Raw genomic sequence first — 17938 nt, 5'->3', positions numbered from 1 at the left:
GTGCGAGTGGGGGCGAGCCTCGCCCCCACTCGCACCCAGGGGAGGCCCCACTCGGCGTCAGACCTCGTCGAGGAAGTCGATGATCGAGCTGGTCACGATGTGCGCCAGCTCCTCGTCGTAGTCGGGATGCCCCGGCTCGAGGAAGAGGTGGCCGGTGCCGGGGTAGGTGAACAGCTCCGCCTTCGCGATGCCCTTGACGAAGCCCTCCTCCGCCTCGAGCTCGCGCCAGGGGTCCTCCTCGGTGACGTGCGCCTCCGCGGGCACGTCGGCGGGCCACTTCTTGTCCCACCACGCCGGGTCGACGGCGCCATAGAGGAAGAAGGCCGCGAGCGCGCCCTCGCCGTAGATCACCCGCTCGGCGGCCCGTGCGCAGCCCATCGACATCCCGCCGTAGACCAGCTCGGTGGTCGGCAGCGTCGCGACGAACGCCTTCGCACGGTCGGCGAAGACCCGCTCGTCCTCCCCGGCCCGAGCCTGTGCCCACGCCACGCCCTCCTCCACGTCGGCGAAGGTGTGGCCCTCGAAGAGATCCGGGGTGTGGACGGTGTGACCGACGATGCGGAGCTTCTCCGCGAAGTCGAGGACACCCTCGGTCAGTCCGCCGGCGTGGTGGAACAGAACGATCTCAGCCATCAGCTATCTCCCATCGTGCGGTCTTCAGGTCGACACTCCCACGGTGCACCGGAGTGCCCTCGACATGCCAGTGCTCCTGCGCATCGATCATGAGGTGGGCGGGCAAGGTCCCGTTGGCCCGGACCACCCGCCACCAGGGCACGCCGTGCCCCTCGAGGGCCATGACGCCACCGACGCCCCGCGCGCCGCCGCGGTCCAGGAACGCCGCGATGTCGCCGTACGTCACCGCGTGGCCGGGCGGGATCCGCTCCACGACGGCCAGCACCGCCTCGATGAAGTCCTCCGGGATCCCCGCCACGCCCTCGACACTATCCACCCCCACCGACAAGACAGGTCGCCCCTGTCCTGCGTCCCGGCGTGATCGAGGTCGATCGAACGGGCGTTTCCGCTGTCGTGCCTGACCGATCCGGATTCAACGACCGTTGAATCCCGGAGCGTGAGCCGCACAGCGGGAAACGCGCGTTCAACGGGCGACCAACCGAGCCGGAGACAGGAGTCGAACCCGCGACATCCTCATTACAAGTGAGGCGCTCTACCAACTGAGCTACACCGGCATGCGCCCGCGGGCGCCCGGACATCCTATTGAATGGCGGCATGGACCTGTCCGCTGAGCCCCATCACGACGGATCGCCGCTCTACTGCTCGACACAGGCCCCGCAGCTCGGCGAGGAGGTCACGGTGCGGATGCGGGTCGCCGCGGACGATCCGGCGACGCGGGCCTGGCTCCGCACGACGTACGACGCCGAGCCGGTCTACCTCGAGGCGACTCGCACGGCGGACGAGTGGTGGGAGGCGACGGTGCCGTGCCACTCACCGATCACGCACTACCGCTGGCTCCTGGCCGACGACGAAGGCGCCCAGCGCTGGCTGACCGCCGCCGGCGTCACCGAGCACGACCCGAGCGACACCTTCGACTTCCGGCTCTCGACGCACCGGCCGGCGCCGGCGTGGACGAAGGACGCGATCGTCTACCAGGTCTTCCCCGACCGGTTCGCGCGCAGCGCCGCCGCGGACGATCGCGAGACGCCGGCGTGGGCGAAGCCGCAGACGTGGGACGAGCTGCCGTCGTACGAGGGAAGCGACGACCGGACCTGGCTCGGCTTCTACGGCGGCGACCTGGACGGCATCGTCGAGCACCTGGACCACCTGCAGGAGCTGGGCGTGAACGTGCTCTACACGACGCCGGTCTTCCCGGCGGAGTCCAACCACCGCTACAACGCGAGCACGTTCGACGCCATCGACCCGCTGCTCGGTGGCGACGAGGCCTATCAGCGGCTGGCCGAGGCGCTCGACGAGCGCGGCATGCACCTCGTCGGCGACCTCACCGCCAACCACACCGGCGACACCCACGAGTGGTTCCGGGCGGCGCAGCACGGTGACCCCGAGAAGCGGGAGTGGTACTACTTCCACGAGGACGGCAGCTACGAGACCTGGATGGGCTACCCCACCCTCCCCAAGCTCGACCACACCGACCCCGACATGCGCGCGGCGATGACCGAGGGCGCCGACAGCACCGTCGCCCGCTGGCTGAAGCCGCCCTACTTCCTCGACGGCTGGCGGATCGACGTCGCCAACATGAGCGGTCGGCTCGGCGCCATCGACGTCAACCACGACGTCGCCCGCACCATCCGCCGCACCATCGAGGAGGAGAACCCGAACGGCTGGCTCATCGGCGAGCACAACCACGACGCCTCGACCGACATCGACGGCGACGGCTGGCACGGCACGATGAACTACTCCGGCTTCTCCTGGCCGATCTGGGGCTGGCTCCGGGCGCCCGAGACCGACGCGCGCCCCTTCGGCCGACCCGTCCCCGTCCAGCGTCGAGGTGGCGGCGCCACGGTCGCCGCGCTGCGCGAGTGGCGCGCCCGCTACGGCTGGCGCGCCGCGCTGCAGTCGTGGAGCATCCTCAGCTCCCACGACTCCGCCCGCATCCGCACCCTCGTCCGCGACCCGGCGCTCCACCGCGTCGCCGCCGGCCTGCTCTTCACCCTGCCCGGCGTGCCGATGATCTTCGCCGGCGACGAGATCGGCCTGGAGGGCGTCAACGGGGAGGACTCCCGCCGCCCGATGCCGTGGGACCGGCGCGACCAGTGGGACACCGAGACGCTCGGCTTCTACCGCCGGATGGCGGCGCTGAGACACGAGCACGTCGCGCTCCGCGAGGGCGGCCTCCGCTTCCTGTACGCCGACGACGACCGCATCGTCTTCCTGCGCGAGCATCCCGAGGAGACCCTGCGGATCACCGCCGACCGCGCCGCCGGGACGTTCGACGTCACTCAGCTGACTTAACTGCTGGTCGAACACCGCCGACAGCTGCTCAGGCGCGCGTTGACCAGCAGTTAAGTCACGGAGGGGCTTCGGCGGGGCGGGGCGGGGGGTCAGGAGGCGGCGTTCAGCGCGACCCAGTCGTCGACGACGTACGCGCCATTGGTCTCCAGCCGCACGCCCTGGACCCCGATCGGGACGCCGCCGTGGTAGGTCACCAGCGAGACGCCGGCCTCACGGCGCGGCTTGGATCCCAGCGCGAACGCGTACGCCGCCCCGCCGGTCGTCCCGGTTGTGTACGACCATCCCGTCGACCCGTTCGAGCCGGTCACGGCGGTCGGTCCCTCGAAGAGGTGCACGTGTCCGGCCAGGACGAGGTCCACACATCCGCGCTTGAGCGCCTCGCGGCCCATGTTCTGGTCGTGCACGAGCAGCGTCGTCACCCGAGTGCCGTCCTCGTCCGACTCGCAGGCGGCGTCGGCGATCTTCTCGCCCATCTCGGAGATCGTGAGCCCCTTCTGGTCGCGCCAGTCACCGAGGCCCGAGGAGCGCGGGTCGGCCGCGCCCAGCAGCGTCGAGCCGCCGGGCCCGTCCACGACGTCGCCGTCGAGCACGGTCCAGCCGTCGGCCTTCATCGTCTTGCCGACGAACGTGCCGTGATCGTGGTTGCCGGGGATCGCCCAGCGCGGCAGGTCCTTGAACGCCTCGGTCACCGAGTCGAGCGAGAACTCCTCCCACGCCGATCCCGTCGAGGTGTCGTCGCCGAGGTCGAAGACGGCGGTCGCGCCGCCCTTGTCGCCGATCGCGCGGGCGACGGCGTCCATGCCGACGTTGTCGTGCCGGTCGGTCACGACCAGCACCACCGTGTCGCCCTCGGACGGCTCGTGCAGCACCAGCCCGTCGGCGCGCTCGGCCGCGTCGTCGTAGAACGCCTTGCTGGCGGAGTAGGCCGAGATCATCGACTCGACGAGCCGCCGGACCTCGTTGCCGGAGACGTCGCCACGGATGGACACGCTCGAGAACTCCTTCGGCACCTCGACCCCGTCGAGGTAGTCCGGCAGCGGGATCCACTCCGACGCGGTGGAGGTCGACGAGGTACCGACCCAGGGCTGCCACGCGGCCAGCACGAGGCCGAGACCGAGCGCCGCGGCGCCGATGCCGCGCAGCGTCGGGATCCGCTCGAGGATGAGCTGCCGGCGCCGATGCGAGCCGAGCAGCGCCCAGACGAGCAGCGGCACCGCCCCGAGCACGGCTGCCCGCAGCGCGGCGTCGACGAGGATGTCGCGCAGCACCGCGGTGAGCTTGGCCCGCTCACCGTCGGCGGCGCTCGCCAGGATCGCGTAGCGGTCGACCAGCTCCTCCATGCTCGACGCGGTCGTCTTGCCGAGCGTGACGTCGACCGCGATCGGGGCACCCGACGGGATCCGGACGTCGGGCAGGATTGGCCCGGTGTGCACGGTCACCTGCCCGGGATGCGCCAGTGACAGCGACGGCGTGATCGTCGCCTCGTGCGAGAGGAACGTCGCCTGCCGGCTGCTGACCGAGAGCACCATGAGGAAGGCGCAGGCGGTCAGGACGAGCCAGACGACGACGTACGCCGTGGGCTTGGCGATCCGGCGAGCCCAGACCGACCGGCGGCGGGGTCGCGCAGCGGGCGTCCCCTCGGTCGAACTGGGCTCAGACATCCCCCCAGGGTGCCATGCGGACCTGACGCCGCTGTTACAGCTTGGTGCGGTGGAAGAGGGCTCGCGGGAGGTTGCGGATGATCGCCATGATGATCCGCCACTTGCCGGGGGTGTAGAGGACGGGGGTGCCCTTGTCGAGGGCGAGCACGATCTCGCGGCCGACCTGCTCGACGGGGGCCAGCGCCAGCTTTCCGCCACGCAGGTGGTCGGTCATCGGGGTGGCGGTCGGGCCGGGCTTGATCAGGACGACCGAGACGCCGGTGCCCGCGACCCGGTGCTGGAGGCCGGCGACCGCGGTAGCGACCATCGCCTTGGCCGAGCCGTAGAGGTAGTTGGACTGGCGGCCGCGGTCGCCGGCGACCGAGCCGATCACGCCGAGCGTGCCCGTGCCGGCGGCGACGAGGCGCAGCGTGGCGAGGTGGGCCGCGAGAGCGTTCATGGTGCCGTTGAGCGAGAGCAGGTGGGCGGCCACCTCGGGCGAGGCGTCCGCCTCCTCCTGACTGGGCATGTCGCCGAAGGCGATGAGGGCGAGGTCGACCGGGCCGTCGATGAAGGACCAGTCTACGGCTGCGGCGACCGCGGTGGCGTCGTCGAGCGCGAGCGCCGACGTCTCGACCGACGCCGCTCCCCGAGCGCGGAGGTCGGCGGCCAGCCGGTCGAGCTTCTCGTCGCTGCGGCCCACGAGCCGGAAGCTCACGTCGGGACGCGCGGCCCACTCTCGGGCGACGGCGGTGGCGATGCCGCTGGTGGCGCCGATGATGGCGATGCGGGTCATGGTCGGGGATCCTTTCAGGCGAGCCCGAGGCGCCGGGACTGGGTGGAGACGAAGACGCCGGCTGCGCCGTACTGCGCGCGGACGGCCTCGAACTCGGCGAGCCGGGGATAGCCCGCCTCGAAGGTCTCCCGGCTCATCCGGGCGTCCTTGGTGAGGTAGAGTCGCCCGCCGGCCTCGAGGACGAGGCGGTCGAGCTCGTCGCAGAGCGCGAACGCGCGCTCGTTCGCCTGGAAGTCGAGCGCGAGGGTGTAGCCCGAGGTGGGGAACGAGAGGTGGTTGTCGTTGGCCGGGCCGAAGAGCTTGAGCACCGCCAGCGGCGAGGCGAGCCCGGCGGCGGCGATCCGCCCGATCACCTCCCGCAGGGCCGCCTTGCCGGCTCCGCCGGTGCCGAAGGGCATGGCGAACTGGTACTGCAGGAAGCCAAGCCGTCCGTAGACGCGGTTCCAGTCGCCGACCTTGTCGAGCGGGTAGAAGAACGGCTCGTAGCCGATCGTGTGCACGGTGAGCGGCTTGCGCACCCGCTGGTAGTAGAGCGTGTTGAACGCCTTGACGGTGAAGCGGTTGAGCATCCCGGACGGCAGGTCCATCGGCATGGTGGCGAGCATCCCCGCGACGCCGTCGGCGGCGGTCCCGAGGTCGCCGTCTCCTGCGTGCTCTCCGACCATCACGAGCGAGCGGCCGAGTGAGGAGCCGGAGGCGAGCAGGTCGATCCAGCCGACCGAGTAGGTCGCGCCGTAGTGCTCGTCGAACGCCTCGAGCGCGGCGTCGAGCGAGGGGGCCTTGATCAGCGTCTCGTCGACGTTGCGCGAGCTCACCTTCAGCAGCGTGAAGGTCACCTCGAGGATGACGCCGGTCAGGCCCATGCCGCCGCAGGTGGCGTGGAACAGCTCCGGGTGCGAGGTGCGCGAGACCTCGAGCACCTCGCCGCTGGCGACGAGGAGCCGCAGCGAGGTGACGTGGTCGCAGAACGTCCCGTCCTGGTGGTGGTTCTTCCCGTGTACGTCGGACGCGACCGCGCCGCCGACCGTGACGAAGCGCGTGCCGGGCGTGACCGGCAGGAACCAGCCCCGGGGGACGAACCGGGTCAGGATCTCCGAGAGCGAGACTCCGGCCTCGCAGGTCAGCGATCCGGTCTCCTCGTCGAAGGCGACGAGCGCGTCGAGCGCGGTCAGATCCACGACCCGCGGCCCGAGCGCGCTGTCGCCGTACGAGCGGCCGAGGCCTCGCGGCGTGAGCGGACCGCCGTCGAGGAGGTCCGCCACGTCACGGGCCGAGCGTGCGGCGACCAGCTCCGCCTCGACCAGGGGGTGGCGCCCCCATCCACCGAGCTCCACGGCGACTCCCTTCACAGCGTGGTCCGTCACGGCGTCCTCACACTGCCACCAGCATGGCGAAGAGGAAGATCACTCCCACGACTGCCCCGAGGACGAGGCTGACGCGGTCCTTGATCGCGAACAGGATCGGGTCCTCGTCGAGCTCGCCGCGGTGGGCCAGCAGCCACACCCGCAGCAGCCACCCGAGCAGGACCGGGACGCTCATCCAGAGGGCGCCGGGCGTCTTGTAGAGCCCGATGGTGGTGCCGTCCTGGACGAAGAGCGCGAAGGTGAGCACCGAGGCGATGCTCGAGGAGACGCCCACCATCGAGAGCAGCTCGAGGTCGGCCTCGACGTAGCCGCGCCCCTTGGCCGCGCCGCTGAGCTCGCGGCGGATCCGGGTGAGCTCGCTGACCCGCTTGGTCATCGCGAGGCCGAGGAAGATGAACATCGAGAAGGTCAGCAGCCAGTTGGACAGCGCCAGGTCGAGCGCCGCGCTGCCCGCCACGATCCGCAGGGTGTAGAGCAGCGCGAGGGTGACGACGTCGACGACCGGAAGCTGCTTGAGCGCGAAGGTGTAGAGCGTCGTCAGGGTGAGGTAGGTGAGCAGCACCGCCAGGTAGGGCAGCGGCAGCAGGAAGGCGAGGCCGAGGCCGGCCAGGGCCAGTAGCGGCCATGACACCCAGCCCGCGGCGAGGCTCAGGTCCCCGGCGGCGAAGGGCCGGGTGCGCTTCTTGTGGTGGTGCCGGTCGTTCTCGACGTCGGCGAGGTCGTTGAGGACGTAGACGCTCGACGCGGTGAGGCTGAACGAGACGAACGCGACGAGGGCGCTGACGATGTCGTCGACGTGACCGAGGCGGTGCGCGAGCAGCAGCGGCAGTACGACGAGGGCGTTCTTGCTCCACTGGTGGATCCGGATCGACTTGAGCCAGGCGCGCAGCGGCCCGCGGCGGCGCCCGGGGCCGAAGGTGCGGCCCAGCTCGGCGCGCTCGGCGGCCTTGGCACGCAGCGAGGCCGAGTCGCTGACGACGTGCGCGACCCGGGCGGCCTCCCAGACCGGGAGGTCGTGGCTGCTGTTGCCGACGTAGTCGAAGCCACGGGGACCGAACCGCTCGACCAGCAGGTCGCGCTTGGCCTCCGAGCGGAGGTTGGACTCCGGCGTCGAGCCGAAGACCTCGTCAAAGAGACCGAGGTGGTCGGCGACCCCCTGGACCGCGTGCCGGTCCGACGCGCTCGCCAGGATCAGCCGGCGCCCGGCGGCGCGCTCGGCCCGGAGCCACTCGATCACCTCGTGGCGGAACGGCAGCACCGCATAGTCGAGCTCGACGCGGGCGGTGAGCTCGCGCTTGAGGGTCGACCTGCCGCGCTTGAGCCAGCCGGCCATGTGCAGCGCCGAGGCGGGCGAGCCGATCAGGCTGGCCGACCCCGCCTCGTAGAGGAGGTCGGTGGCGATGAGGGTGCCGTCGAGGTCGACGACGAGCGGGATGTCGGTCACCGGGGTGCTCAGCGCGTCAGTCAACGACCGGCTCCTCGGCGATCGCGGCCGCCTCGGCGGTGCCGAAGGACCAGTGCTTGTGAGCGAGGTAGCTCGTGAAGACGGGGGCGACGATGCCCGCCGCGTGGCCGACGGCCTCAGCCATCTCGTGGATGCCGATCGCCGGGAGCAGCCAGTCCGCGAGCAGGACGCTCACGAGCAGCGTCTGGAGGAGCGAGAGCACGTTGACGCCGGCGAAGATCAGCAGCGAGTGGGAGGTCTTGCGCGACGGCTCGGTGAAGACGAAGAGGCGGTTGAGCACGAAGGCCGTGACCATCCCGCAGGTGTAGGCGAGGACCACGGCGACGGCGTACGGCACCCAGACGCTGAACGCGAAGCGCGAGCCGAAGTTCACGCATGCGGCGACTCCGCTGGCCGCCAGGAAGCGGACGAACGTGTTGCTCGCCAGGCTCACCGGGGAGCTGGGCGGAGAGGCGGAGCTGCTCATCGGGCGGCGAGCTCTCCGGCGGCCGTCCGGGCCATCATCCGGCCGAACTTGATCGACTCCGAGATGCCGCGGTCCTCGGGGTAGTAGTACGACGTGTCGGCGACGTACAGGCCGTCGACCGGGAGGTTCCAGTCGGGCAGCGTGTCGAGGAAGCCGGGCTCGCAGATCGGCTGGGCGTAGCGATAGCGGCTCACCACGATGCCGGTGATGTCGTCGTCCACGAGGTCGGGGCTGATCCGCTTGAACGCGTCCCGGACCCGCTCCTCGAAACGCTCGTCGGGCTCGGCGTAGAGCGGATGCTCGCCGGGGACGTAGAACGGCACGTAGACGATGTGCTCGCCGGGGTTCGCGAGGTCCCGCACGTGGCTGTACTCGATGACGCCGGGGATGAACGGGATCTCGGGGTCGTTGACGTTGGTCCAGAAGTTCTCGGTCAGCGGCCGGCGGAGCTTGGTGATGACGCAGACCACCGCGATGTTCTTCTTGGCCTGGTACTGCTCGAGGATCGGCGCCGGGAGGTCGGGCAGGATCCGCGGCACGTAGGGCAGCGGGACCGTGCTGATCACCCGGTCGTAGCCCTCGAACCCGGACGCCTCGGTCTCCACGCCCGTCACCCGCTGCCCGGTCCCCTCGCCCTCGAGCACCACGCGGGTGACCGGGGTCGAGGTGCGGATCTCACCGCCACCGGCGACGATCGCCGCGCTCAGCGCGTCGAGCCACGTCGTGCTGCCGCCCTCCATCGCGCCCAGCTTCTCGGCCATGAGGCTCGAGCGCGAGCGCCCGATCCGGCGGATCCGGCTCCAGATCCACGCCGCGGACAGGTTGTCGGCGTAGTCGTAGAACTTGAGGTCGAACAGCATCTTCCAGGTGACGTCGTACGCCCGACGGCCGATCCACCTCAGGACCCACTGCTTCGCGTCCAGCTTGTCCAGCTTGTCCCACGTGTTGCGCTTGACCGAGGTGAACGCGTGCAGGCCGTAGCGGATCTTGCCGATCAGGCTCAGGCCCTTGAACTTCAGCAGCGCGACGGGGTTGCCCCACGGTTGGAGCCGGCCGTTGTGGAAGAGGCCCATCTTCGTGGCCTTCCAACGCATCCTGTCGCCCAGACCGAGCTCGTCGGCGAGCTCGAAGAAGTCGACGTCGGAGGTCGCGTGGAAGTGGTAGAACCGCTCGATGTCGGTGCCGTCGAAGTCGAAGGTGATGCACATCCCGCCGACCTTGGGGGCCGCCTCGTAGAGCACGGGCGTGTGCCCGTCCTTCGTCAGCTGGTACGCCGTCGCGAGCCCCATCGGGCCGGCGCCGATCACGGCGACTCTCTCGCCCATCTCAGAACTCCAGCACGATCTCGGAGTAGCGGGGATCGTTGAACGTCTCCTCCACCGCGGCCGCCAGCGGCGTCGGGGTGACCCCGAAGCGCTCGTGCCAGTCGGTGTCGTCGAACTCGTCGCCGGCGACGAGCGCGTTGAGCTGCTGGTCGGTGAACGGCGGGTTCTTGTCGAACCTCGCCCACACCCAGAGCAGGAACGCGAAGACCTTCACCGGGATGAAGACGAGGAGCGTGCGGGCGTGGACGGCCGTCCGGATGGCGCGGATCAGGTCGACGTAGTCCACCTTGTCGACGCCGGTCACGTCGTGGATCTCCCCCACGGGACGGATCCTGAGCGCGCTGGCGATGACGCGGGCGAAGTCGCGGACGTAGAGCGGCTGGCGCATGAAGCGGCCGTTGCCGGGGATCGGGAAGACGGGGATCCTCTTCATGAAGCGCGAGAGCCAGCCGAGGTGCTTGCGGTCGAACCAGCCGTACATCAGCGTCGGGCGCAGCACCAGGCTGGGGATGCCGGAGGCGAGCACCAGTTCCTCCTGCTCGCGCTTGGTCTGGGTGTACCAGTCGTCGGCGACCGAGCGGACGACGCTCGAGCTGACGTGGATGAGGTAGGGCACCTGGTGGGCCGTGATCGCGGCCAGCACCTTCTCGGTGGCGAGCACGTTGTTGCGCTCGAACGGCTCCCGCGTCGGGGCGCCGATCTGGGCGTGGAGCTGCACCACCACCTCCGCGCCCGCGAAGAGCTCGGTCCACGCGCCGTCCTCGGCCAGGTCCGCCTCGACGGCGGTCACCGACGGAAAGAGCTCGCGCATCACCTTCAGGGCCTCGGCCCGCTTGTCGATGACCGTGATCTCATAGGCCGGATCGTCGGCGATCTCCACCAGGAGGTTCTGCCCGACCAGCCCGGCCCCGCCGGTGATGATGACCTTCGACACGGTCGCCTAGGCTAGCGCGTCACGGCCATGAGCCCGACTTCCCGAACGAGACGTCCGAGGCCCCGATGGAGGGCCCTCGCCTACCTCGCCCCGTCGGGGTTTTCCTTCTCTTCGCCGCCCTCTACCTGCACTCCTATTCGTTCGGCAGCGACGACGTCTGGCTCCAGCTGATCGGGGCCCCAAGGGCGGGTGCGGCAGCAGCGGTCCTCTGATCTCTCGCGCACTCGCCAGTCCCCCGACGTCGCGGCCCGTGGGCTGGCTGCGCCGCCAACCTCGCAAGTGGCCCGCTACGTCGTTATGGTGCCGGCGGCGCTCCTTCTCTCCCCTTCGCCCCGCGCCTGGGCGCGGGGGCCTCCGGCAACCGGAGCACCACCGGCGCGGTCGCTGCTGTCTTCACCGACGCTTGCCTCTGCGTCTTTCAGCCGAAGGACACCGTGAAGGTGACCGACCAGCCGCTCCCCGCTGGCGCCACGTCACTCGCCACCGTGACGACGGCGGGGGTTGCCGCGACGTTCTATACCGGCTGAGCTGAGCCGGACTGGCCCAAGAAAGGATCACAGTGCTTGCCGCTGCGGTTGAATGGCGCGCAGAATAGGTCTCCCAGCGGCCGCGACCTCCGGTCGAATTCGTTTGGGAGGACTGATGGGCAACCACAGGTCGAGACGTCATGTTCTGTCGGCCGCTGGCCTCGCCGGTATAGCGACCCTTGCGGCCGCGACGACGTCCAGTCCCGCATTCGCTGCCGCCGCGAGCACGGACAGGTTCATCGCAACGGCAGCTCCCTATGGGGCGACTGGCAACGGAACGACCAACGACGGGCCATCGATACAGTCGGCGATCTCGGCCGCATCCGCCGCAGGTGGCGGGCTTGTCATTCTGCCGGCGGGCACTTACCTGGTGTCAACGCAAATCCAAATACCCGCCTCGGTCCATCTCGTGGGGGTGGGGTGGAATACGCCCGGCGACGGCGTCAAGAACGGGACTTGGATCCTCGTTGCGAATAACGCAAGCCTGCAGCCGCTCCGAATCATCGGCCAAGCAGCAGGGATCCACAATATCGCATTTCACAACGTCGGACAGACCGATCCAAGCACCGATCCGTTCACTCCCGCAAACTTCCGCGAGGTCATCCGTGTCGAAGGAGACGACGCACTCATACAGAACATTTTCCTGAACAATGTTTCTCGTGGCATCCAAGTAGTGCAGGTTGGGCGAGCAAACCTCCAAGGAATCTACGGTCAACCACTCTCTGAGGGGATCGTCTTCGATGGTTGCGCCGATATCGTTCGCCTGCACGACGTTCACTTCTGGCCTTACTGGTCGCAGTCCCCCGCCGTAAAAAGCGCTACACAAGGCACAGGCGTCGCGATCCGGTCTCTCCGTAACGACAACCCCTTCTTTAGCAATATTTTTGCACTGTGGTATAACCAGGGAATTCAATTCGGTGAATCCACGACAAACCCCGCCTTACTCAACGGTTCCACATCAAAATTTCACCTGTCGAACGCGGATCTGGACGCATGCACGTACGGCATCTTGGTGTATGGACGCAATACTTCGGGCATGATGACAAATGTCACCACCCAATCGGAGACGACCAACAGCGGCCACGGCTTGCATGTTCGACCCGAAGCGAGTGGTTGTCGTATTCAGCTGACGAATTTCTCCAGCATATTAGCTGGTACGAATGGCATTCGTGTGGACGGACCGAACTGCACCATCGTGGCAGACAACCTTCACATCCAAGAATGGGATCAAGTCGGGTACGGGTTCCCGGCGTTCGAGATCTCCAACAGCAGCAGCCGCGCCATTGTCGGCGGCGCCCGCCTCTTCGAACACTCGAACTCATCTAAGCCGAAACTGTCTCCAAGCGCGCGCTTCTCGGGAAGTGCCACGACCACCGGCCTCTCCCAGTAGACGATCGAGATCCTCGATCGGCCGTGGGTCCTGTTGGGGCCTTCCCAGATGAGGGTGTAGGTCTTGCTGGCGCCTCGTTCCCGGGGTAGGCGTCGAGGTCTTCCGAAGTCGGCGTGCTTGACGCTATCCCTACGGCCGGCTTTGGCCGTCCCTGGCCTGACCACCTTCGCCAGACTCGACGGCCTTGGTCTGGCTGTGGTCGGCCAACGACCGGAGCCTGATCGGGCGGTGCTGGCTTGCCGGGTCGTCGGCCCTGGCCAGTGGTGTAGAAGACGCGGCGGCGAGGGCCTGGTTCACGACACCGTGCCTTTCCGCTCGGCTTCCTTGAGACTTCGCAATCACAAGAATCCCGCGCAGGACAGGCACCTCCATGCATTACGCGCCGTACTCACCCACAACCAGGCGAAATCCCGAGGCTAGAGCATGCCCGGGCGTCAGCTGCGCGACTGAGCCACGGCGTAGAGCACGACGGACGCGGCGACGCCGGCGTTGAGCGACTCCACGGCGTTGACCATGGGGATCGAGACGATCTGGTCACAGGTCTCGCGGACCAGGCGGCCGATGCCGTTGCCCTCGGCTCCGACGACGATGACGAGCGGGTCGGAGGCATGCCGGGCGATGTCGGGCAGCTCGAAGTCGCCCTCCATGTCCAGCCCGACGACCATGCAGCCGGCGTCCTGGTACGCCTTGAGCTGCCGGGTCATGTTGACCGTCTGGGCGACCTTGATCCGGGCGGCGGCGCCGGCTGCGGTCTTCCACGCGGCGGCGGTCATGCCGGCGGCGCGACGGTCGGGGATGACGACGCCGTGGGCGCCGAAGGCGGCCGCGGAGCGGATGATCGCGCCGAGGTTGCGCGGGTCGGTGACGTGGTCGATCGCGACGATGAGCGGCGCCTCGCCGGCCTCGGCGGCGACGTCGAGCAGGTCGTCGGCATGCGCATACTCGTACGCCGGCACGCGGGCCGCCAGGCCCTGGTGGCCGTTGAAGCCCGTCATCCGGTCGAGCTCCGACTTGGTCACCTCGAGCAGTGAGATCGACAGCTCGGAGGCGAGCTGGAAGGCCTCGCGCAGCCGGCCGTCGCGCTCGGCGCCCTCGGCGACGTACACGCCGTTGACCGGCACGCCCTCGCGCAGTGCCTCGACGACCGGGTTGCGGCCGATGATCCACTCGGCGTCCGAGGTGCTCCGCTTGCGCGTCGACTTGGCCCGCTGCGTGGCGGCCTTCTCGGCGGCCTGCGCCTTCTTGTGCGCCTTGTGGTAGGGCCGGTCCTCAGCCTTCGGCGTCGGCCCCTTGGCCTCCAGGCCACGGCGCCGCACACCGCCGGAGCCGACGGTCGCGCCCTTCTTGTTGGACTTCTGGATCGCGCCGCGGCGCGAGGAGTTGCCTGCCATGGTGGTCGTGTCCTTCGCTCACGCCAGGGCCCAGCGGGGACCCGTGGGGGTGTCGGTGATCTCGATGCCCGCGGCCTTCAGCCGGTCGCGGACCGCGTCGGCGGCGGCCCAGTCCTTCGCCGCGCGGGCGGCGGCACGCTGCTCGAGGAGCGCGGCGACCAGGCTGTCGACCGCCGCGGTCAGCCTCTCCTCGGCCTCGTCCGGCCCGGTGACCCCCCAGGCGTCGTCGGCCGGGTTGAGGCCGAGGACGTCGAGCATGAGCAGCACCGAGCCCGTCACCGCGACCAGGGCCTCGATGTCGGCCGGGTCGCCGCCCTGCCCGGCGCCGTCGGCGAGCAGCCGGTTGCCCTCGCGCACGGTGTCGTAGAGCACCGCGACGGCGGCGGGGGTGCCGAGGTCGTCGTCCATGGCCGCCTCGAACGCCTCGGGGAGCTCGGCGCCGAGGCCGGCGTCCTCGGGTCCCAGCGCCTCGATGGCACGGTCGAGGAAGCCCTCGATCCTCTGGAAGCCGGCGGCGGCCTCCTCCAGGGCGTCGAAGGAGAACTCCACGTGCGAGCGGTAGTGCGCCGCCACGAGGTAGAACCGCAGCTCGATCCCGCGGTAGCGCTCGAGCACCGCGGGGATGGTGAGCGAGTTGCCCAGCGACTTCGACATCTTCTCGCCGGCCGTGGTGATCCACGCGTTGTGCATCCAGAACGACGCGAACGCGTGCCCGGCCGCCTTCGACTGCGCGATCTCGTTCTCGTGGTGGGGGAAGCGCAGGTCCAGGCCGCCGCCGTGGATGTCGAACGCGGGGCCGAGGTACTTCCCGGCCATGGCCGAGCACTCGATGTGCCAGCCCGGTCGCCCCGGGCCCCACGGGGAGGGCCACGACGCCGTCTCGGGCTCGCCGTCCTTGCGTCCCTTCCACAGCGCGAAGTCGCGGGGGTCGCGCTTGCCCCGCGGGTCGGCGTCGGCGGCCGCCTCCATGTCGTCGATGCCCTGGTGCGTGAGCTCGCCGTACGCCGCCCACGACCGCACGTCGAAGTAGACGTCGCCCGAGCCGTCGGGCGCGGGATAGGCGTGCCCCAGCTCGACCAGCGTCGCGATCATCGTGACCATCTCGGGGATGTGGCCGGTCGCGAGCGGCTCGTAGGTCGGAGGCGCGACGTTGAGCAGCTCGTAGGCCCGCGAGACGAGCCGCTGGACGTCGTACGCGAGGTTCCACCAGGGGCGGCCCTGGTCGGCGGCCTTGGCGAGGATCTTGTCGTCGATGTCGGTGACGTTGCGGATGAAGGTGACGTCGTACCCGCTCCAGCGGAGCCAGCGCTGCAGCACGTCGAAGTTCACGCCCGAGCGCATGTGCCCGACGTGCGGCTCCGACTGCGGCGTCAGCCCGCAGACATAGAGGGACGCCTGACCGGGGACGAGGGGGACGAAGTCACGGACCTCGCCGGTCTGGGTGTCATGGAGCCGCAGTGCCACCCGCTCATCCTAGGGACGCGCGTACGCCGAGCGGCATTCGTCACGCGACCTCACGGTGCCGATGCCTTCTCGCCTCACGCGACCTCGAAGGTGATGTGGTGCCAGCCCGTCGCGCCATCGGGCGCGGGCTCGGCCTGCGCGCCGGTCTGCACCTCCCCGTCGGCGCCGATCGCCCGGACCCGCGCCTGGTGGTCGCCCGAGTCGAGCTTGGCGGTGAGCCGCCACTGCACCCAGCTGTCGATGCCGGGGTCGGCCGCGAGCTCGGCGCGCGTCCACGCGCCGCCGTCGACGCTGACCTCCACGGCCGAGACGCCGGTGTGCTGGTGCCACGCCGTGCCGGCGATGACGACCGCCTCGCCGTCGAGCTTCGCCGGGCCGCCGTACTCGGGGACGTCGATGCGCGACCCGAGCTTGATCGGGCCCCTCGCGCTCCACCCGAGCGGGGTCCAGTAGCCCTCGTCGTCGTCGAAGCGGGTGACCTTGAGGTCGACGAGCCACTTGGTCGCGCTGACGTAGCCGTAGAGGCCGGGCACGATCATCCGCACCGGGAAGCCGTGCTCGACCGGGAGCGCCGCCCCGTTCATCGCGACGGCGAGCATCGCGTTGCGGTCGTCGGTGAGCGCGTCCAGCGGCGTCAGGCAGGTCCAGCCGTCGCTGCTCGTCTGGAGTACGCCGTCGGCGTCGGCGTGGACGCCCGCCTCGGCCAGGAGCGGGGCGATCCGCACCCCGCTCCACCAGGCGTTGCCGATGAGGTCGCCGCCGACGGTGTTGGAGACGCACATGAGGGTGAGCCAGTCCTCGGTGAGCTCGCGCTCGAGCAGGTCCTGCAGGGTGAGCTCGAGGGGGCGGTCGACCATCCCGTGGATCCTGAGCCTCCAGGTGTCGGGCTCGAGGGCGGGCGGCAGCAGCGCGGTGTCGATCCGGTAGAACTCTCCGGTCGGGGTGAGCCAGCGCGGCTGGTCGGCGATCCCCAGGTCCGCTCCGGCGGGGACGACCGGCTTCGTCACGCCCGTGAGCCTGAGCGCGGCCCGCGCCTGCTCCACCCGGCGGCGGCCGCTGCCGGCGTACCTGCTGAGGACGAGCGCGACGCCGCCCAGCGCCGCCACCAGCCCTACCCTGACCAGAAACCCCCGCCGAGTAGGGGCTTCCCTCACGCCGAGTGGGGCCCTTCCGCGCGGCGAATCGGGGCTTGTGGCGGCAGGGATCGCCCGCACCATCGGCGGGAGCAGGAGCAGCCAGGTGGCGAGCCCGGCGACGACCGACAGCATTCGCGCGCCGGCGGCGCCGGGCTGGGCGGCGATCGCGAGGGCGCCGATCCCCGCCAGTACGCCGGAGCCCAGCATCGGCCATGCGATGGACCGCCGTCCGGGCCCGGCCGTCAGCCAGGCGAGCACGAGCGTCACGACGAGGACGGTGCCTCCGATCAGCAGCGGCTTGTCAGCGCGCTGGACCGCCTTGATCAGGTGCTCGGTCAGGGCGCCGGGCGGATGCTGGATGATCCAGGTCGCGACGGCCTCGACCGGGCTGTCGCGGGTGCCGGTCGCGCGCGTGACCAGCTGGGCGACGGCGAGACCGGTGAGGGCGACCAGCGCGCCCGCCAGGGCCCGGGGCGCGCGTGTCATGCCACCTATCATGACGCCGTGACCCAGCCACCGCCGCCGGCCCTGCCTCGCACCGGCCTCGGCACCGACGTCCACCGGCTCGTGCCGGGCGTCCCGCTCCATCTCGCCGGGCTGGCGTGGCCCGACTCCGAGGTCGGGCTGGAGGGCCACTCGGACGCCGACGTCGCCGCGCACGCGTGCTGCGACGCCCTGCTGTCGGCCGCCGGCCTCGGCGACCTCGGCTCGAACTTCGGCACCGCCGAGCCGGAGTGGGCGGGCGCCTCCGGGGCTCGGCTGCTGGCGGAGACCGCCCGCCGGGTGCGGGCGGCGGGGTTCGAGATCGGCAACGTGGCGGTCCAGGTGATCGGCAACGTGCCCAAGGTCGGCCCGCGTCGCGTCGAGGCCGAGGAGGCGCTGTCGGCCGCCGTCGGCGCTCCCGTCTCGGTCTCGGCGACCACGACCGACGGCCTCGGCCTGACCGGTCGCGGGGAGGGCATCGCCGCCCTCGCGACGGCCCTCGTCCACCCCGCCGAGTAGGGCCTCCCCTCACGCCGAGTGGGGCCTCCCCGCCAGCCGAGTAGGGCCTCCCGCCAGCCGAGTGGGGTCGTTCCTCGCGTCGAGTGGGGCCTGCCCTCAGCCCCACTCGAGGT

15 protein-coding genes, 1 tRNA gene and 1 pseudogene are annotated in these 17938 nt (G+C 70.2%); 4 read left to right on the top strand and 13 right to left on the bottom strand.

Annotated elements, in window-relative coordinates; genetic code table 11:
- Nucleotides 1-57: 57 nt before the first annotated feature.
- The 3 genes from QM572_RS05735 to QM572_RS05725 form a co-directional block, all read right to left on the bottom strand.
- Nucleotides 58-633: a dienelactone hydrolase family protein gene (locus tag QM572_RS05735; RefSeq protein ID WP_415090969.1), complete on the bottom strand. Its 576-nt coding sequence runs from the start codon at nucleotides 631-633 to the stop codon at nucleotides 58-60.
- Nucleotides 626-931: an MGMT family protein gene (locus QM572_RS05730; protein WP_415090967.1), complete on the bottom strand. Its 306-nt coding sequence runs from the start codon at nucleotides 929-931 to the stop codon at nucleotides 626-628. The genes QM572_RS05735 and QM572_RS05730 overlap by 8 nt, the downstream gene beginning before the upstream one ends.
- A gap of 183 nt (nucleotides 932-1114) precedes the next feature.
- Nucleotides 1115-1187 (bottom strand) — tRNA-Thr (locus QM572_RS05725).
- Nucleotides 1188-1227: 40 nt separating this feature from the next.
- On the opposite strand from QM572_RS05725, the gene QM572_RS05720 reads away from it, so the two are divergent.
- Nucleotides 1228-2925 carry a glycoside hydrolase family 13 protein gene (locus QM572_RS05720; protein ID WP_415090965.1) on the top strand — a complete coding sequence of 566 codons (1698 nt, stop codon included), beginning with the start codon at nucleotides 1228-1230 and terminating at the stop codon, nucleotides 2923-2925.
- A gap of 89 nt (nucleotides 2926-3014) precedes the next feature.
- Here the strand turns inward: QM572_RS05720 and QM572_RS05715 are convergent, their stop codons facing one another.
- The 7 genes from QM572_RS05715 to QM572_RS05685 are packed head-to-tail and all read right to left on the bottom strand — an operon-like array spanning nucleotide 3015 to nucleotide 10915.
- Nucleotides 3015-4586 (bottom strand): metallophosphoesterase family protein, encoded by a 1572-nt coding sequence (locus QM572_RS05715; protein ID WP_415090963.1) that lies wholly within the window; start codon nucleotides 4584-4586, stop codon nucleotides 3015-3017.
- A 34-nt stretch (nucleotides 4587-4620) separates the two neighbouring features.
- The gene (locus QM572_RS05710; RefSeq protein ID WP_415090961.1) at nucleotides 4621-5361 is read right to left on the bottom strand and encodes an SDR family NAD(P)-dependent oxidoreductase; all 741 of its coding nucleotides are present in this window, start codon (nucleotides 5359-5361) and stop codon (nucleotides 4621-4623) included.
- Nucleotides 5362-5375: 14 nt separating this feature from the next.
- Nucleotides 5376-6725: an FAD-binding oxidoreductase gene (locus QM572_RS05705; protein ID WP_415090959.1), complete on the bottom strand. Its 1350-nt coding sequence runs from the start codon at nucleotides 6723-6725 to the stop codon at nucleotides 5376-5378.
- A gap of 7 nt (nucleotides 6726-6732) precedes the next feature.
- Complete coding sequence (locus tag QM572_RS05700) at nucleotides 6733-8193, bottom strand: UbiA family prenyltransferase (RefSeq protein WP_415090957.1); 1461 nt, start codon at nucleotides 8191-8193, stop codon at nucleotides 6733-6735.
- A complete protein-coding gene (locus QM572_RS05695; protein WP_415090955.1) occupies nucleotides 8186-8656 on the bottom strand; it encodes a GtrA family protein in 471 nt (156 codons plus the stop codon). Before QM572_RS05695 ends, QM572_RS05700 begins: the two co-directional genes overlap by 8 nt.
- Entirely contained in the window at nucleotides 8653-9981 is a 1329-nt protein-coding gene (locus QM572_RS05690; RefSeq protein ID WP_415090953.1) for an NAD(P)/FAD-dependent oxidoreductase, read from the bottom strand. Before QM572_RS05690 ends, QM572_RS05695 begins: the two co-directional genes overlap by 4 nt.
- Nucleotide 9982: 1 nt before the next feature.
- On the bottom strand, nucleotides 9983-10915 hold the full coding sequence (locus tag QM572_RS05685) for an NAD-dependent epimerase/dehydratase family protein (RefSeq protein WP_415090951.1): 933 nt from the start codon (nucleotides 10913-10915) through the stop codon (nucleotides 9983-9985).
- Between the two features lie 642 nt (nucleotides 10916-11557).
- Here QM572_RS05685 and QM572_RS05680 point away from each other — a divergent pair.
- Both QM572_RS05680 and QM572_RS05675 read left to right on the top strand, forming a co-directional pair.
- Nucleotides 11558-12832, top strand: a complete 1275-nt coding sequence (locus tag QM572_RS05680; RefSeq protein WP_415090949.1) for a glycosyl hydrolase family 28-related protein — start codon at nucleotides 11558-11560, stop codon at nucleotides 12830-12832.
- Nucleotides 12833-12949: 117 nt separating this feature from the next.
- A pseudogene (locus QM572_RS05675) lies at nucleotides 12950-13153 on the top strand (ISL3 family transposase); the annotation flags it as partial.
- A 113-nt stretch (nucleotides 13154-13266) separates the two neighbouring features.
- On the opposite strand, the gene rlmB reads toward QM572_RS05675, so the two are convergent.
- From rlmB to QM572_RS05660, 3 genes are all read right to left on the bottom strand, one after another.
- A complete protein-coding gene (gene rlmB, locus QM572_RS05670; RefSeq protein WP_415090947.1) occupies nucleotides 13267-14223 on the bottom strand; it encodes a 23S rRNA (guanosine(2251)-2'-O)-methyltransferase RlmB in 957 nt (318 codons plus the stop codon).
- Nucleotides 14224-14241: 18 nt separating this feature from the next.
- Complete coding sequence (gene cysS, locus QM572_RS05665; protein WP_415090945.1) at nucleotides 14242-15687, bottom strand: cysteine--tRNA ligase; 1446 nt, start codon at nucleotides 15685-15687, stop codon at nucleotides 14242-14244.
- Between the two features lie 74 nt (nucleotides 15688-15761).
- Nucleotides 15762-17309: a molybdopterin-dependent oxidoreductase gene (locus QM572_RS05660; protein WP_415090943.1), complete on the bottom strand. Its 1548-nt coding sequence runs from the start codon at nucleotides 17307-17309 to the stop codon at nucleotides 15762-15764.
- Between the two features lie 18 nt (nucleotides 17310-17327).
- On the opposite strand from QM572_RS05660, the gene ispF reads away from it, so the two are divergent.
- Complete coding sequence (gene ispF, locus QM572_RS05655) at nucleotides 17328-17825, top strand: 2-C-methyl-D-erythritol 2,4-cyclodiphosphate synthase (protein WP_415090941.1); 498 nt, start codon at nucleotides 17328-17330, stop codon at nucleotides 17823-17825.
- Nucleotides 17826-17938 lie beyond the last annotated feature (113 nt).

The organism is Nocardioides sp., assembly GCF_047607365.1.
Classification (GTDB): domain Bacteria; phylum Actinomycetota; class Actinomycetes; order Propionibacteriales; family Nocardioidaceae; genus Nocardioides.
This window is presented reverse-complemented; position numbering and strand designations above follow the sequence as displayed.

Coding starts and splice junctions, on each gene's coding strand:
- QM572_RS05735 (WP_415090969.1), bottom strand. CDS start 633: ATGGCTGAGATCGTTCTGTTCCACCACGCCGGCGGACTGACCGAGGGT.
- QM572_RS05720 (WP_415090965.1), top strand. CDS start 1,228: ATGGACCTGTCCGCTGAGCCCCATCACGACGGATCGCCGCTCTACTGC.
- QM572_RS05715 (WP_415090963.1), bottom strand. CDS start 4,586: ATGTCTGAGCCCAGTTCGACCGAGGGGACGCCCGCTGCGCGACCCCGC.
- QM572_RS05710 (WP_415090961.1), bottom strand. CDS start 5,361: ATGACCCGCATCGCCATCATCGGCGCCACCAGCGGCATCGCCACCGCC.
- QM572_RS05695 (WP_415090955.1), bottom strand. CDS start 8,656: ATGAGCAGCTCCGCCTCTCCGCCCAGCTCCCCGGTGAGCCTGGCGAGC.
- QM572_RS05690 (WP_415090953.1), bottom strand. CDS start 9,981: ATGGGCGAGAGAGTCGCCGTGATCGGCGCCGGCCCGATGGGGCTCGCG.
- QM572_RS05680 (WP_415090949.1), top strand. CDS start 11,558: ATGGGCAACCACAGGTCGAGACGTCATGTTCTGTCGGCCGCTGGCCTC.
- rlmB (WP_415090947.1), bottom strand. CDS start 14,223: ATGGCAGGCAACTCCTCGCGCCGCGGCGCGATCCAGAAGTCCAACAAG.
- QM572_RS05660 (WP_415090943.1), bottom strand. CDS start 17,309: ATGACACGCGCGCCCCGGGCCCTGGCGGGCGCGCTGGTCGCCCTCACC.